Below are 14405 nucleotides of genomic sequence, written 5' to 3'. Positions count from 1 at the left end.
TCTCAAGCGCCACCGGGCCGTCGCCACTCGTTACGACAAACTCGCCGTCCGCTTCGAAGCGACCGTGCTGGTCGCAGCCATTAACGAGTGGCTGTGACCAGCACTTTCGCAACAGGCCCTAGACCGCCCCACGCAGGTCGTTCATCATGCGCTGACCGACGGTCAGCGTCAGATAGGACTGGACGACGCCCGCCGCGGAACCGAGGGCGGCGAGGACGAGCATCCCGCCCGCCAGTGCCGTCAGCAGCCCCGTCCGCCCCCGCGGCAGGGCCACGTCCAGCAACTCGCGGAGCATCAGCGGTGGTGCCAGCGCCAGCACCGAAGACCCGGTGACGATCAGCAGGACCACGGTGAGCCGCCCGGCGTACGGGCGGAAGAGTCCGGCGACCCGGCGCGCCGAGACGCGCGGCGGTGGCTCTCCCAGCGGTGTCCGAGCCTGCATGGTCCCCCCTCCTGTCTGCAGTGTGGCCGGGCCGGGGCCGCGCGCGTCGCGCGGCCCCGGCCCTCACCCGTACGGCCAGGTCACTTCTTGCCGTCCCACGGGTCCCAGTCGTCGTCGTCCCCTATGTCCCCGTCGAAGTTCCCGTCGGGGTGGTCGCTGTTGTTGGGGCTCCCTCCCCCTCCGTCGTTGAACGGCCGGACGACCGTGCCCGCGTGCAGCACCCGGATGTCTTCGGGATTGAGCGATGTCGCCATGATTTTCACCTCCTCTCACAAGGCCATGACAGTGCGTCACTGTCTTAGGCGAGGGTGAGGAATCCCTCGCGAACCAGGGTCCGCACCAGCAGGAGGCGCCCCGGCCCGTCCAACTCACCGCGGATGCCGGCCGCGGTGAACCCCGCTCCGCCGCTCTGCGCCACGTAGCGCACTTCGGGCTCCACGTGCGCGGGCAGCTGCACGGTCTTGCCGTGGAAGTCCAGGTTGACCAGTCGGCCGTCGACGCCCAGCCGGAACGGCAGGCCGGTCCGCCGACGCACCTTGGTGTCGGCCTCCACCTCGGCCTGGTGCTCCAGGTCGGCCAGATGACCGAGCAGGTCCGGCGGGCTCAACGCCAGCGAACGCGCCAGAGACGCCTCGACCAGCTCCGGAGGCCGCAGCCGCTCGGCCAGCGCCGCAACCAGTTGGGCCGCGGTCTCCTGCGCCGTGCGCTGTGCCGCCTCGTCCCAGCCGAAGCCGAGCGGCAGCCCGTGGCGGAAGCGGACATCGGCGTGGGCCGCGCCCCGCACCGCCTCCTCAAACACGTCGTGCCACAGGACCGGGTGCACACCCAGCGTCATGTGGACCGAAGTCCGGTCGTTCGAGGTGCCCGCGTGCACGGTGCCCCGCGGCAGGTAGAGCACGTCGCCGTCGCACAGGTCGAACTCCTGGAGCGGCTCCGTCGGTTCGGGTAGGGACTTGTTGTGCGGCTGACTGGCCAGCGGCAGGTCGAGCGGGGCCCCGAAGAGCTGCCACCGTTTGCTGCCGTGCACCTGGCAGATGAAGACGTCGTGCGTGTCGTAGTGCGGTTTGAAGCCGCGGTTCCCGGCGGGCGTCACATAGATGTTGGCCTGGATGCGCGCGGTGATCTCGGTGCCCAGTGCGTAGGCCAGCCGCCGCAGCGGCGCGAAGCGCCGCTCGAGCGCGTTGACGACCACGGTGGAGCCGTCCCGGTAATGCTGGTAGAGGACCTCCAGGCCGTGCGCGCCGCCCTCTCCCCGGCGGGAGTTGAGCTGATTGACGGGGGTTTCCTTGCCGTCCCGCACGACGCGAAGGTCGCCGTCGCGGACATTGGAGAGCGAGAGGACCCGGTCCACGTCGGCCAGAGTCAGCAGTTCCGCGAAGTAACCCGGCGCACCCCGGCCGACGAGGAGCGGCTGCCGGGCCCAGTACTCCTGCCGGAAGGTCTCCTCATCCACCGGATCGATCAGTCGGGCGAGCGTGAACCCGTCCGGTCCGGCGGAAGTCCTGTCCACACCGTCAGAGTGCAGTGCCATCAGCCCATCCCCCTCACTCCTTGGCAGTACCAGGACCGTAGGTGCGGCGTCCGCCGCGCAGTACCTGAGAGTTCTCAGGGTCCGTGCACTGCGGTATGCCGCTGCTGTGCGGTATGCGGAGGGAGGGGCCCGACTGCTGAGCGGCGGGCTGTGCGTGGGGAACTCACACCATGGCGGAGTGGGTTGACCACTGGTTGCGACGGGCTCCCCTCCTTCTCGGTGACCGGCTGCGAGCGTTGCTGGACCGGCCCGATGACCTTGGCGAGGAGGCGAGCAGCGCCGCGTGCGGCGTCTGTGCGCGGAGGGGCTTCTGTTTGTGCGAGGTCCCGGCGGCCGGACGTAGCTTCCGTCCGGGGCGAATGCCTTGACGCCGTGGACGCAGCAGGGGGTGCTGCCGCTGAACAGGGCGCTCGCGAGGGCGCCGCGCAGTCCGGGCGCGCATCGTGGCAAGGGGTGGGAGGAGGTCACCGAGCGGGCGATCCGGGCGCCGGCGGCACGGGGCAAGCCGCCGATGTCGATCCTCTGGGGGCGCGACGCCCCGTGCGCGAGTCTGCCCCGCCGCGCCGGCGCGACGAGATGCTCGACCTGCTCGCCGCGAGGGCCCCGCGCCCTGCACAGACAACACCACCCCCACGGACGTGACCTTGTCGGCCTCCACCCGCGGCACGGGCTGCTGCGCCGCCCGGCGCCACGTGGGGCACCGCCGCAGGAGTGGCCGTGGCCGTGTGCCCCGCTGCGGAGGTGCAGGCGTCGGCGCGCCGGATCGCTGCGCGGTACGCGAAACGGATCGAAGCGCTCACTGACCCGTAGCCGCACGGCCCTGTCCAGTGCCACACGAAAACACCGCCGAGCAGCGGCCGCTGCCGACTCCGGCCCTAGGCAGGTCACCATTCAGCCCACAAGTCGGCCAACTTCATGACCTAATATCCGAATCGACGACAACGGTCGTGATCGCTCGCGTGTACATCCAGGGAAGGGAAGAGGAGTACTTGGCCCCCAAGGATCCGACCCATGACAACGGCGCCGTTCTCGACGGCAGACACACGCAGGTCGAGGGTCTTTCCGTGGTCGTGCAGGATCTGACCGACGGCCGGGGAGCGATCCTGGAGGTCACCGGTGAGCCGGGGATCGGCAAGACCACCCTGCTCGGGCTGCTCGCCGAGCGGGCGGCTGAGGCGGGGGCACTGGTGGCGCGAGTTCATGCCGCGCGGGGTACGCCGCAGCCCGGTCAGGTCATCACAGAGGTGCTGGATGCCCTGGAGATACGGGATTGCCCCATCCCGCGGGAGCTCGGCGCCGGGGCGGGCGACGATCTGCGGAGCGTGCTGAGCCGCTGGGCGGCGCGGCGCGGCGGCGTACTTGTTCTCGACAACGTGCATCTGTGCGACGAGCATTCCGCGAGACTGATCGCGCAGCTCGTCCGGACACCCCCGCCCGGCCCGTTCGTCCTGGCGCTGGCGCACCGCCCGCGGCAGTCCAGCCCGGTACTGAGGGAAGCGCTCCAACACGGAGTCGAGACCGGCTCGGTCACTCGCCTGGCCCCGTCCTCCCTGGATCTCCGGGCGATATCCACCTTCCTCGGCCACGGGGGGTCTCACGCCGACACCACGTCCCGTCACGCCTTCCCCGACCCGGCGCGTGACCACGCGTACACCGAGTGGCGCGCCTCCCCGGCACCCGTGATCGACGGCGCATACGCCGAGCAGTTGCAGGCCGCTTCCGGCGGCAACCCGCGGATGCTGCGGATCCTGGTCGCTGCGCGGTGGGACCCGGACGAATGGCCGCTGAGTGCCGGTCCGGACCGGGACGGCATGCTCCGGGAAGCCGTCCCCGTCGTCACCGAGCTGGATTCCATCACCGCTGACGCCGCGCTCTCGGTCCAGGTCGCCGCCGTTCTCGGCGATCCCTTCCTGCCGGACGACGTCGCTGCGGTCTCCGACCTCGGCCTGCAACGGACCCTCGGAGCCTTCACCGAACTCGTCGCAGTGGACCTGATACGGCCGCTGCCCTGGGGCGGCGGCTACGTCTTCCGGCACCCGGTGCTCGGCCACGTCGCCCTGGAACACGCCTCGCCGTCGCTGCGCGTCAACGCCCATAGACGGGCCCTGGATCTGCTCACCACGCGAGGCGCGTCGGCGCTCCGACGCGCCCGGCAGGCCGAGCACCTGGTGGGCGCGGGCAGCGCGGAGGCCCGGCAGATTCTGGTCGAGGGCGCAGCGGAGGCGATGGCCAAGTCCCCGGCCGTGGCCGCCCGCTGGCTGCGCCTGGCGCTGGACCACCTGCCCGCCGGGGACGGGATCAGCGCCCTCAGGGTCGTTCTGGTGCTCGACTGCTGCCGGGCTCTCAGCGCCGTGGGCCGCCTGCGGGAAGCCCGTTCCCTGGTGCACGATCTGCTCCGTCATCAGTCGGATCTCTCCGAGGACCTGAGGCTGAGCGCCTACGCCGTCTGCGGAGAGCTGGAGCGGTTGCTGGGCCGCCACCAGGAGGCCGAAGCAGTCGTCCGGACGGCACTCGACCTCATACCCCGCCCCCTGCCGGTTCCGCTGCCGGCGCCGGCAGCGGAACTGATCACCGCATACGGACGGGTGGAGTTGTTCCGGGGTGCCTACGGCGAGGCACGTGACGTCGTCCGCGAGGCGATTGAGGCCGCCGGAGCGGTCGGCCCGGCGGTGCCCTACCTACGGGCCCTGGGCGCCCTCGGCGATACCCAGCTCGGGCTGCTGCCCGAGGCTGTCGCCGAGGTCACCGAGTGTGCCCGCATCGTGGACGCCCTGCCGGACGCCGCTGCCGTCACCATGCCCGACGTCCTGGCGATGCTCGGCTGCGCGGAGCTGTTCCAGGAGCGGTTCCACGACGCCTACCGGCATCTGGAACGAGGATTGCAGGCGACCACGGGTGCCACCCGGAGGTTCATCCGGATGAACCAACTGGTGGCCCTGTGCCATCTGGACCAGACGACGGGGCGTCTGGAGTCCCTCTGTCGCCGTGCCGGCGAGGCCGAACTGCTCGCCCGGATGACGGGGGCCGACGAAGCCGCCGGGCTCGCCATGATCCTGCGGGCGACGGGGCTGCTGTGGACACGGCCACGGCGGGACACCGACAGGCTGCTCGAACTCGCCGGGGAAGGACTTTCCCTGGCCCTGCGCAAGCGGGGCTGGCGGGCAGCCGTAGCGGTGGGCCTGCGCGCCCACGCCCAGTTCCTCGGCGGGGACCCGGCAGGCTGTCTGCGCACCCTCGTCGAGGAGGGCGGCCCGCGGCTGCAGCGGCTGCAGCGGGCCTGGCAGCCCTCTCTTCTGGCCCTCGCCTCCGTCGCGGCACTGCGTTGCGGTGACTTCGACGCCGCACGCGACTGGGCCAGGGCGGGGGAGGGCGCGGCCGAGCAGCTGGGGCTGCCGCTGCAACAGCAACACGTGCGCAGAGCCCGGGCGGCGCTCCACGCCGCCGAGGGAGAACACCGGATGGCGGCAGGGCTGTTCCACGAGGCCGCGGAGTCGTTCCGCCGCGCGGGCCTGCCGGTGGAACACGCCTGGACCCTGGTGACCGGGGCGCCTTCGGTGCACGCGGCCCATGGGCCCCAGCAGGCGCTGGAGTGGCTCGACACGGCAGGAAAGGCCGCTCGGGCCTGTGGCGCACAGCGGATCCGTGAGGAGGCGGCAAGGGCCAGGGTCCTGCTGGCGGCGTCCCGCGCCGCCATCGGTACGACGGTCGTGACGGCGCAGGACGCCGAGGCCCCTGCGCCAATGGCCCTTCTCACCGAGCGAGAGCGGGAGATCGCGGAACTGGCGGCAGGGGGCAAACGCACCAGGGAGATCGCGGAGCAGCTCTTCGTCAGCACCAGGACGGTCGAAACCCACCTCGGGCGTATCTACCGCAAGCTTGACATCCCCTCCCGGGCGGCACTGCCGCGCGCACTCGGCCGCGTGGTTCACCGGCCCACCATTTGACCAGTCGCTCCGGTCCTTCGTCGGCGGTCGCGCCACGGCCCCGTGGCGCGGGTGATGACCATGACCGTGCCGACGAGGCTCCTCGTTCCCGGTCCGGCCCATGGCCCGCTCGCCGCCTGGTCCGACGGCCGGCCGTCCGCTTTGCCGCCGGTCAGGAACGGAGTTCGGGCAGCAGTGCCCGGACGGTCTTGGTCATAGCCGGCCAGGCCGCCGTGACCTGTTGAGCCGTCAGGGGTTTCAGGCTCTGGACCTGGACCTCGCATTCCAGGTTGCTGTCCCGGACCAGGAGCCGGAGGTCGTCACTGAACGGTGCGGCCTCCTTGACGTTCTCGTAGCGGAAAGCCCCCCGGCCGAGCCCCGGCTCCCGCACCACCGGGCCTCGGGCCTCCTGCGCTGCCGAGGACAGCCGGTACTTGTACTGCTTGATCGCGGTGGCGACGTCCTTCCACGCGGTGCAGTAGATGGTCGAGCGGCCGTCCACCTTCGTGCCGGCCGTTCTGAAGCCCTGCAGGCAGGCGGCGCCGCTGGCCATCGCCGGATCGGATCCGGTCCGCTCCCCTTTCGTCGGGCCGGCTGTCGGCGCGACGGCGGCAGTCAGGGGGCCGAAGTCGACCTTCGGGCAGAGGTCCGTCGGCGGACGGTAGTCGCCCGGCCCGTTCGTCGGCCCGGCAGACGCCGTCGGCGTTGCTCCGGCATGAGCCGGTGCCTTCCCGTCCCCGCTGCCGCATCCGACCAGTGAGCCAAGGACGAGCAACGCGCCGGTACCCCATCTCGCTGCACGCATGCCTTTGCCCGTAAGACTCACGCTGTGCTGGGCGGCTCGCTGCCTTTGGGACAAGCCCATCTTCTCTCCCCTCAGGGTCGGCGCGCCTGCGGCCGACGGGTCGTCACCCTCGCAGAGCGCAGTCCAGGATCCATCGGGGGAAACACGGAACGCTCTACGTAGACAACGGGACGAGTCAGGCCGTTCACGGCGGGAGCGTCAGGCGGCGGACTGCTCGTGCAGGCCGTGGGCGAACGCCAGGAACAGATGCAGGTTCGTGATGTCCTTGGCATGGTGGTTGGACCAGCGGACGGGGGCGCCCGCTGCGCCCGCACCACCGCGTCCTGCATCCGGGGACCCCAGACGCCGGGATCCTCGTAGAACTCCGTGATCCGCACCGACCCCTGGCCGGGGGTGCTTGCCGAGTAGGTGTATCTGGTCGGCGCGGGGCGGCAGTTGATGATCAGCTGGGTGATCTCCTGCTGGACACGCAGGGCGTCCCAGCGCAGGGCGACCGGCTCGCCGCCGGACAGAGGGTGCACGACAAGCCCCTCTTCGAACAGGCGCAGCCGCTGGGCGACCCGCTTCCGGCTGAAGTCGGGGAAGCGGCGCATGCAGAACCAGTGGTACAGCAGCCCGGGGACCAGGAAGAACAGCATGAGCATGAGGCAGTTGAAGACATGCGCGGCGAACACCGCCCGCCCGAGGCGCTTCGGCGCGAACACGCGTTGGAGCGCCCCCAGCCGATGGCGGGCGGCCAGGTCGGTGACCTCGGGCGACGCGGGGGTGAGTGGAGTCATGGGGACGAACCTCCGAGCCGCGTCCACACGTGACAACCGTGGGTCTACGTACATCAGTTACGTATCTTCCGCACCGGTCGCCGGCGTGCATCCCGGACGGTACGTGGAGCCGGGCCGGTGTCGGTGGAGCCGGTTACCGTACCGGTCATGTCTGGTGCTCTTCAGGATCACGGCCCACGAGAACTCACCCTGGTGTGGGAAAGGCCCGCGGGCAGGGTGCGGCCCTCGGTGACGTTGCGTGCGTTCAAGGACGGTCTGGGTGTGGCGGTCGTCGTGCCCGTGGGGGACGACCGCGTCCTGCTGGCCGCGTCAGGCGATCACGAAGAAGACGACGTGGTGCGGTTGTGGGACCCGGTGACCGGCGAGCAGGTGGGCGGCCCCCTGCGGGAGAACTCGAAACAGGGTGGGCTCGTCATCGCGATGGTGGCCCTGCCGTTCGCCGGCGGACACACCCGGCTCGCCACGGCGCACTACGACGAGGACGACGATGGGCATGTGGTCTACCTGTGGGACACGGTCACCGGCGAGCAGGTCGGTGGGCCGCTGCCCGGCCCGGGACGCGCAGCGGAGCTGGTCGCCGTACCGACGCCGGACGGGCGGAGCCTGTTGGCAGTCACCCCCTACGATGAGGAAGAGGTGTGGCTGTGGGACGCGGCCACAGCCGAGCGGACCGTCGGTCCGCTGAGTGCCCCCGCGGGTGTGGACGGCCCGAGCGCGATGGCGGCGGTAACGCTCGCCGACGGCCGCACGCTGCTGGCCACCGCCCATGGCCACGCGGAAGGCGCCCTGCTGGGGCTGTGGGACCCGGTGACGGGGGAGTTGGCTCAGACACTGCTGTGCCCGCACGAGGACGAGGGCTGGCCGAGCGGACTGGCAGCGGTGCGGCTGCCCGACGGAGGCAGCCTGCTGGCCTTGTCCGTCAATGACGACGACCACGAGACGGTGCGGCTGTGGGACGTCGCTACCGGTGCTCCGGCGGGCGGGCCGTTCACCGGCCGCGGACTGCGTCCCGTCCCCATGGCCGACGGGACGACCCTGCTGTCGATCGGGTCGGGACTGTGGGATCCGGCATCCGGGCGCCGCATCGGTGACCTGGGGACGAACGGTGTACCCGCCGCAGTCGCAGCGGTTCCGTTGCCGGGTGGCCCGACATTGCTCGCAGGAGAAGTGCCCGGTGGTGCGGGCTGGTTGTGGGATCCCACCGCCGTGGAGCCACCGAATGAGCCGGCGGAAGTCGGCTGGGACGGCCTGGTGGCACCGGTGACGGTCCCCGACGGGCGAACGCTGCTCGCCACCCGCAACGACACGACTGTCTGGCTGTGGGACCTGCGCACCGGTGAATCCGCCGGACGGCTTCACACCGGCGATACGGACGTCCTCACGGCGATGGCGGCGGCGCCCCTGCCGGACGGGCGCACCGTTCTCGTCACCGGCCACAGGAGCGGCGCCCTGCGGTCGTGGGATGTGGCGACGGGCGGGCCGGTCGGTTCACTGCTGCCCGGTCGCACCAGCGCGATCCGCACCATGGTGCCGATCGCGTCGCCCGACGGGCGGATACTCATGGCCACCGGTAGTCACTCGGGCATCATCCGTCTCCGCGACCCCGAGACCTGCGAAACCGCGAGTGATGTTTTCAACCGGCCCGACCGACCACCGCTGGCACTGGCCCGCGTTCAGATGCTGGACGGACGCACTCTCCTGGCAAGCAGCGAAGCCACCCCCGCCCGGGGCGGCAGCAGGGCGGTCCGGCTGTGGGACCCGGCCACGGGGCTACCGGTCGGCGCCCCCTTCGAACACCACCGGTACGTGACGCACCTCGCGGCGATGACCTTGGCGGACGAACGGACTCTCCTGGCAGTTCGGGACTTCGATGACTCGATCCGCGTCTGGGACGCCGACAGCCGCCGGCTCGTGGGCGAACTCACGGGCGGGCCGATGGCCGCGATCGCCCCGTCCGGCGGGCACCCCCTATTGGCCGTCGCCAGGCGGGGCGCTGTCGAGTTGTGGGATCCCCTGACCTGCCGATGGGTGGGTTCCCGTGTGGTGGAGCGACCGGTCACGGTCCTGGCCGGTGTCGGGTCGAACCTGATCATCGGATGCACCGACGGCCTTGTCGTCCTCGCCCTCGACGGCTGAGACCTGCGAAGCCGCGCTGGTGCCCTGTTCGCGGCCGCCCGGGCCCCCGTCGAGCTGGTGCGGGCGTCCGTGGAAGTACGTATGTTGCTAACGGAGTTCGCTCGGGTGCGCACAGCGAGACGGTCGGGGAGATGACGGTGCCGGTCATGTCTGGCGATCTCCGAAGCGATGGTCCGGCCCGTGAGGTTGCGGGGGCGGCCGGTTGTGGTCGGCGGCAGCTCCGACGGCGTGGTGCGGGTGCGGGATCTTGCCGCCCTCACCCGGCGCGGTGAGCTTTTGACGATTCACACCGGCGGCGTGAGCTCTCTGGCGACCGCGGTGCTGGACGGCCGCCCCGTCGCTGTCACCGGCCGTTCCCACGGAACCGTCCGTGTGCGGGACCTGATCACGGGACAGGAGTTCGGCGCCCGGAGTGGCCGCGCCGAGCAGCCCGGCATGGTCACGGACCCGGCCTCGGACCGCCCGACGGCCGCCGGCAGTGACGGGGAGGGACGCGTCTGCGTCACCGTGGAGCTCAACGCCATTCCGGCCGGAGGTCAGGTGCGCCCCGCGGTGATCTCCGCGCGCAGGAAGTCCCCCATCTCGGCGATCCGCCCGGCCACGGGTTCCAGAGCCTTCGCCCAGCCCGCTTCGACGATTTCATGCACCGGTCGTGGTGCCACGGGCGTCACCCTACTGCCGTACGGGCAGCGGAGATCAACCGGTGGCCAAGGCCGTGCGATCCCCCGCAGAGCTCATCCGATCACCGCGGCCCGCACACACAGGACGTCCGGCAGATGCGAGGCCAACTGCCGCCAGCTGTCGCCGTCGTCGGCCGATGCGAACACCTCGCCGTTGCGGTTGCCGAAGTACACACCCGCGGGGTCCGCGTCGTCGGTGCACAGCGCGTCCCGCAGCACCGTGCCGTAGTGGTCCTCCTGCGGCAGGCCCACCGACAGCGGCTCCCAGCTCTTGCCCGCGTCGGCCGTGCGGAAGACCCGGCAGCGGTGGCCGGCGGGCACCCGGTCCGCGTCCGCGTTGATCGGGAACACGTACGCCGTGTCGCCGCGGCGCGGGTGGGCGGCCGCGGCGAAGCCGAAGGTGGACGGCAGGCCCTCTCCGATGTCGGTCCAGTGCCCTCCCGCGTCGTCACTGCGGTACACGCCCCAGTGGTTCTGCAGATACAGCCGGTCCGGGTTGGCCGCGTCCCGTGCGACCTTGTGCACGCACTGCCCGAACTCCGGGTTCGGATCGGGCAGGAACACCGCGGAGACACCCGAGTTGGACGGCGTCCAACTCGCCCCGCCGTCAGTGGTCCTGAACACCCCGGCCGTGGAGACGGCGACCGTCACGGCCTGCGGGTCGCGCTGGTCTGTGAGCACGGTGTGCAGGCCCTCACCGCCGCCGCCCGGCACCCACTTCGAGCGGGTGGGATGCTCCCACAGCGGGCGGACCAGCTCGAAGGTCTCCCCGCGGTCCTCGGAGCGGTACAGCGCGGCCGGCTCCGTGCCCGCGTACACCACGTCCTGTTCCGCCGCCGCCGGGTGCAGCTGCCACACCCGCTCCAGCGACGCCCCCGTGTCCTTCGGGAACTTGACGGCAGGCCGGGCCGGTTCCGTCCAGGTGCGGCCCAGGTCGTCGGAGTGGAACACGGACGGGCCCCAGTGGGCGCTGTCGCCGCCGGCCAGCAGGCGCGGACGGTCGCCGCGGGTGTCGACCGCGATCGAGTACACGGCCTGTGCGTTGAAGTAAGGAGTCTCGTCGAACTCCCATGCGCCACCGCGCCGGCGCCCGATGAACAGGCCTTTGCGCGTGCCCACGGCGAGCAGTACCTCGGTCATGCCGAATCACCTCCGCTGGTGCCTGTGACAACTCTGTCCCAGACACCGGCCAGTCTGCACCCCGCCACTGACATTGATACTCGTAAGCGGGTTCCGGTGGTCGTGGCTCTGCCACTGACTGACACCCTGCTGGGTTGTCCTCCGGCTGTACCGTCCGGCTGCCGGGGCCCGTTCTTCATGGCTCCGGCCAGGTGGAACATGACCTGATAGCGCCTCTGTGTGTCAAGCGGCTTGAGCGAGGTGGTTCTGTTGGTCTCGTTTCATGATCCGGTAGACCACGTTGGACAGGCGTCGCTTGAGAGCCCTGCGGGCCTCCGAAGGCGTCTTCCCCTCAGCGATCTTGCGGAAGTAGTAATCCTGCCCGCGCCCGCCGTCGCGGATCTGGCAGACCGCGATCGTGTGCAGCACCGAGTTCAGCGCGCGGTTGCCGCCGGTGTTGAGCCGATGGCGGACGTTATTGCCGCTGGAGGCATCCAGGGGTGCGCTGCCGGTGTAGCTGGCGAACTGGTGCTCCGTCGGGAAGCGGCTGATGTCCCCGATGTGGCCGATGACCTTCGCGGCCAGCACGGTGCCCAGGCCCGGCAGGGTGGTCAGCGTGGTGCGGGTCGCGGCGAGGGTCTCGCGCATTTCGGCTTCGTTGTCCTTGACCTGCCGGTCCAGTCGGCGCAGGTCGGCCAGCAGGTCACGGGCTATGTCCCGGCGGCAGTTGTCGGTGGCCGTGACCGGCCGGATCCCCTTCATTAGGACGGCGGCCTTGTCTGCCGACAGCCCGGTGGGGGCACCGCCGGGCACCAGATCGCGAAGGACGGCGTGGAGCCGGTTCAGGACGCGGGTGCGTTCGTGGACCAGGTCGTCTCGCCGCTCGGTCAGCAACCGCAGGATCGTGGTCTGGTCTTCCTGGACCACGGGGCGCAGGTCATGGCGGAAGAGAGCGACCTGAGCGATGTGGAGGGCGTCCTTCGCGTCGGTTTTGCGGTCGCCGCCCGTGGCCAGCAGCCGGGCTCGCGCCGAGAGGGTGGAGGGCACATCGACGACGATCTCGCCCGCGGCGGCCAGCTGCTGGGCGAGCGTACGGCCCAGGCCGCCGGCTCCCTCAACCGCGAAACGACGGTCGGGCCACTGCTCGCACCAGCGCATCAACTGGCCGAAGGTCCCGGCGTTGACGACAAACCGGCGCTGGGCCACCGGGTGGCCGGCGGCGTCGACGGCGACGGCGGTGTGGGACGACTTGTGGGGATCAATGCCGATCAGGATCACAGGCTGCTGCCCTCGCACTCGATGAGACAGGAAGGGGAGTGCGGCGGGCACCCTGACTTGAAGTCACCGTGTCACCTTCATGCCTCTGTCGAGCCACACCGCGCGGGTGTCGGCCGGCGACGGCACGCTATCAGTGAGCCAGCCCGAAGGCGGCAAGAAGCACTGCGAGCCCGTGCCGACCGACACCCTGGACGCTACGGCTGCAGACCGAGCATCTGGGGTCGATTCAACAAGTCAGGAGCTTGGTCAGAAGCCCCCTCAATGTCCTGTCTGCCCCACCCGGCCGGTGCCGCCTCCGGCTAGGAAGGCATCTCCAGCATGACATCAGCGGGCACAGCGGACATGGTCGGCCAGTGGGTGTTCGGCGGTGTGGACTCCCATGCCGACACCATTCATGTCGCGGTCGTCACCGGCAACGGCGGCCATCTCGCCGACGCCGAGTTCCCCACCACCTCTGCCGGATATGCGGCAGCCCTCGCGTTCCTGTCCGCACACGGAGACGTGGCCGCGATCGGCGTCGAAGGCACCGCGTCCTACGGAACGGGCTTCACCCACGCGGCTCGCGCCGACGGTCTGACCGTGGTCGAGGTCAACCGCCCCGACCGGGCCGAACGCCGCCGCAGCGGCAAGTCCGACCCCATCGACGCCTATGCCGCCGCCCGCGCCGCGCTCTCCGGACGCGCATCGAGCACGCCCAAGGACGAGACCGTCACCGGTATACGGGCCCTTCACAACGCCGCCCGGTCCACGGTCAAAGCCCGGACCGCCGCCATGAACCAGATCGGGCACATCCTCATCGGCGCCCCCGACACCATCCGCGCGCACTACCGGGCCCTTGACGGCAAACCGCTGATCGACGCCCTGGCACGCCTGCGTCCCACGGGAGACGCCGTCCACACCGCCGTCCTGACCGCCCTGAAGAGCCTCGCCCGACGCGTGAAAGCCCTGGCCGCCGAGCACGACGAGCTCACCGCCGTACTCGACGCCGTCGTCACCGGACACAATCCGGGCCTGCGGGCGGCCTACGGCGTCGGTCCCGACACCGCGGCCCAGCTGCTGATCACCGCCGGCGGCAACCGGGACCGCCTGCGCACCGAGGCGTCCTTCGCAGCCCTGTGCGGCGTCGCACCGGTCCCGGCCTCCAGCGGCAAGACCAACCGCCACCGCCTCTCACGAGGCGGAGACCGGGCCGCGAACGCGGCCCTCTACCGGATAGCCCTCGTCCGCATGTCCAGCGACCGCCGCACCCGTGACTACGTGACCCGGCAGAGCACAGCAGGCCGCACCAAGAAGGAGATCATCCGGCTCCTCAAACGAGCCATCGCCCGGGAAGTGTTCCGCTACCTGACCACCACGGTCACCGTGCCCGACATCGCGGACCTGCGGCCCGCACGCCAGGCCAAGAACATCACACTCACCGCCGTCGCCCACCACTTCGGTGTCCGGCCCGCCGTCATCTCCTGCATCGAACGCGGCACACGCCGCGACGACGACCTCGCCAACGCCTACCGCAACTGGCTCCAAGCCGCTTGACAGCCAATAGGAGCTTCAGTCTCCTCTGGAACTGCCATCAGTGCAGGTCAGATCGGTGTTGTCGGCTTGAGCGGCGATAACCGGCCCCGCTTGCGCAGACGCCGGCGCGAGCGAGGTGACGCGTGCCACCGTCGAGTCGGTGGAGTCGACCTGAGCATCCGGCGGCCTCCGCCCGTATG

General features: G+C 70.8%; 10 protein-coding genes and 3 pseudogenes. 5 read left to right on the top strand and 8 right to left on the bottom strand.

Annotated elements, in window-relative coordinates; genetic code table 11:
* Positions 1 to 97 (top strand): annotated as a pseudogene (locus LJ657_RS49425) (IS5 family transposase); the annotation flags it as partial.
* A gap of 21 nt (positions 98 to 118) precedes the next feature.
* Here the strand turns inward: LJ657_RS49425 and LJ657_RS41500 are convergent.
* The 3 genes from LJ657_RS41500 to LJ657_RS41490 all read right to left on the bottom strand — a co-directional run bounded on the left by LJ657_RS41500 (position 119) and on the right by LJ657_RS41490 (position 1973).
* Positions 119 to 442, bottom strand: a complete 324-nt coding sequence (locus LJ657_RS41500; RefSeq protein WP_232654871.1) for a 6TM ABC transporter family protein — start codon at positions 440 to 442, stop codon at positions 119 to 121.
* An 80-nt stretch (positions 443 to 522) separates the two neighbouring features.
* On the bottom strand, positions 523 to 696 hold the full coding sequence (locus LJ657_RS41495) for a hypothetical protein (protein WP_232654870.1): 174 nt from the start codon (positions 694 to 696) through the stop codon (positions 523 to 525).
* 44 nt (positions 697 to 740) lie between these two features.
* Positions 741 to 1973 (bottom strand): cupin domain-containing protein, encoded by a 1233-nt coding sequence (locus tag LJ657_RS41490; RefSeq protein WP_232654869.1) that lies wholly within the window; start codon positions 1971 to 1973, stop codon positions 741 to 743.
* Positions 1974 to 2337: 364 nt separating this feature from the next.
* Between LJ657_RS41490 and LJ657_RS41485 the strand changes: the two are divergent.
* Positions 2338 to 2511, top strand: a pseudogene (locus LJ657_RS41485) (uracil-DNA glycosylase); the annotation flags it as partial.
* Between the two features lie 409 nt (positions 2512 to 2920).
* On the top strand, positions 2921 to 5917 hold the full coding sequence (locus tag LJ657_RS48400) for a helix-turn-helix transcriptional regulator (RefSeq protein ID WP_308117127.1): 2997 nt from the start codon (positions 2921 to 2923) through the stop codon (positions 5915 to 5917).
* 151 nt (positions 5918 to 6068) lie between these two features.
* Here the strand turns inward: LJ657_RS48400 and LJ657_RS41470 are convergent, their stop codons facing one another.
* Together LJ657_RS41470 and LJ657_RS41465 are read right to left on the bottom strand one after the other, a co-directional pair.
* A complete protein-coding gene (locus LJ657_RS41470; protein ID WP_232654868.1) occupies positions 6069 to 6449 on the bottom strand; it encodes a hypothetical protein in 381 nt (126 codons plus the stop codon).
* Positions 6450 to 6772: 323 nt separating this feature from the next.
* A complete protein-coding gene (locus LJ657_RS41465) occupies positions 6773 to 7480 on the bottom strand; it encodes a hypothetical protein (protein ID WP_232654867.1) in 708 nt (235 codons plus the stop codon).
* A gap of 147 nt (positions 7481 to 7627) precedes the next feature.
* Here LJ657_RS41465 and LJ657_RS41460 point away from each other — a divergent pair, with 147 nt between their 5' ends.
* Complete coding sequence (locus tag LJ657_RS41460) at positions 7628 to 9616, top strand: WD40 repeat domain-containing protein (RefSeq protein ID WP_232654866.1); 1989 nt, start codon at positions 7628 to 7630, stop codon at positions 9614 to 9616.
* Positions 9617 to 10155: 539 nt separating this feature from the next.
* Here the strand turns inward: LJ657_RS41460 and LJ657_RS41455 are convergent.
* From LJ657_RS41455 to LJ657_RS41445, 3 genes and pseudogenes are all read right to left on the bottom strand, one after another.
* A pseudogene (locus LJ657_RS41455) lies at positions 10156 to 10278 on the bottom strand (uracil-DNA glycosylase); the annotation flags it as partial.
* 72 nt (positions 10279 to 10350) lie between these two features.
* On the bottom strand, positions 10351 to 11436 hold the full coding sequence (locus LJ657_RS41450) for a WD40/YVTN/BNR-like repeat-containing protein (protein WP_232654865.1): 1086 nt from the start codon (positions 11434 to 11436) through the stop codon (positions 10351 to 10353).
* 222 nt (positions 11437 to 11658) lie between these two features.
* Positions 11659 to 12693 (bottom strand): IS110 family RNA-guided transposase, encoded by a 1035-nt coding sequence (locus tag LJ657_RS41445; protein ID WP_232654864.1) that lies wholly within the window; start codon positions 12691 to 12693, stop codon positions 11659 to 11661.
* A gap of 318 nt (positions 12694 to 13011) precedes the next feature.
* Here LJ657_RS41445 and LJ657_RS41440 point away from each other — a divergent pair, with 318 nt between their 5' ends.
* The gene (locus LJ657_RS41440) at positions 13012 to 14226 is read left to right on the top strand and encodes an IS110 family RNA-guided transposase (RefSeq protein WP_232654863.1); all 1215 of its coding nucleotides are present in this window, start codon (positions 13012 to 13014) and stop codon (positions 14224 to 14226) included.
* Positions 14227 to 14405: the final 179 nt, after the last annotated feature.

It is taken from the genome of Streptomyces guryensis (assembly GCF_021261325.1).
Lineage (GTDB): Bacteria > Actinomycetota > Actinomycetes > Streptomycetales > Streptomycetaceae > Streptomyces > Streptomyces guryensis.
The sequence above is the reverse complement of the archived record's forward strand: the minus strand, read 5'-3'. Positions and strand labels throughout refer to the sequence as shown.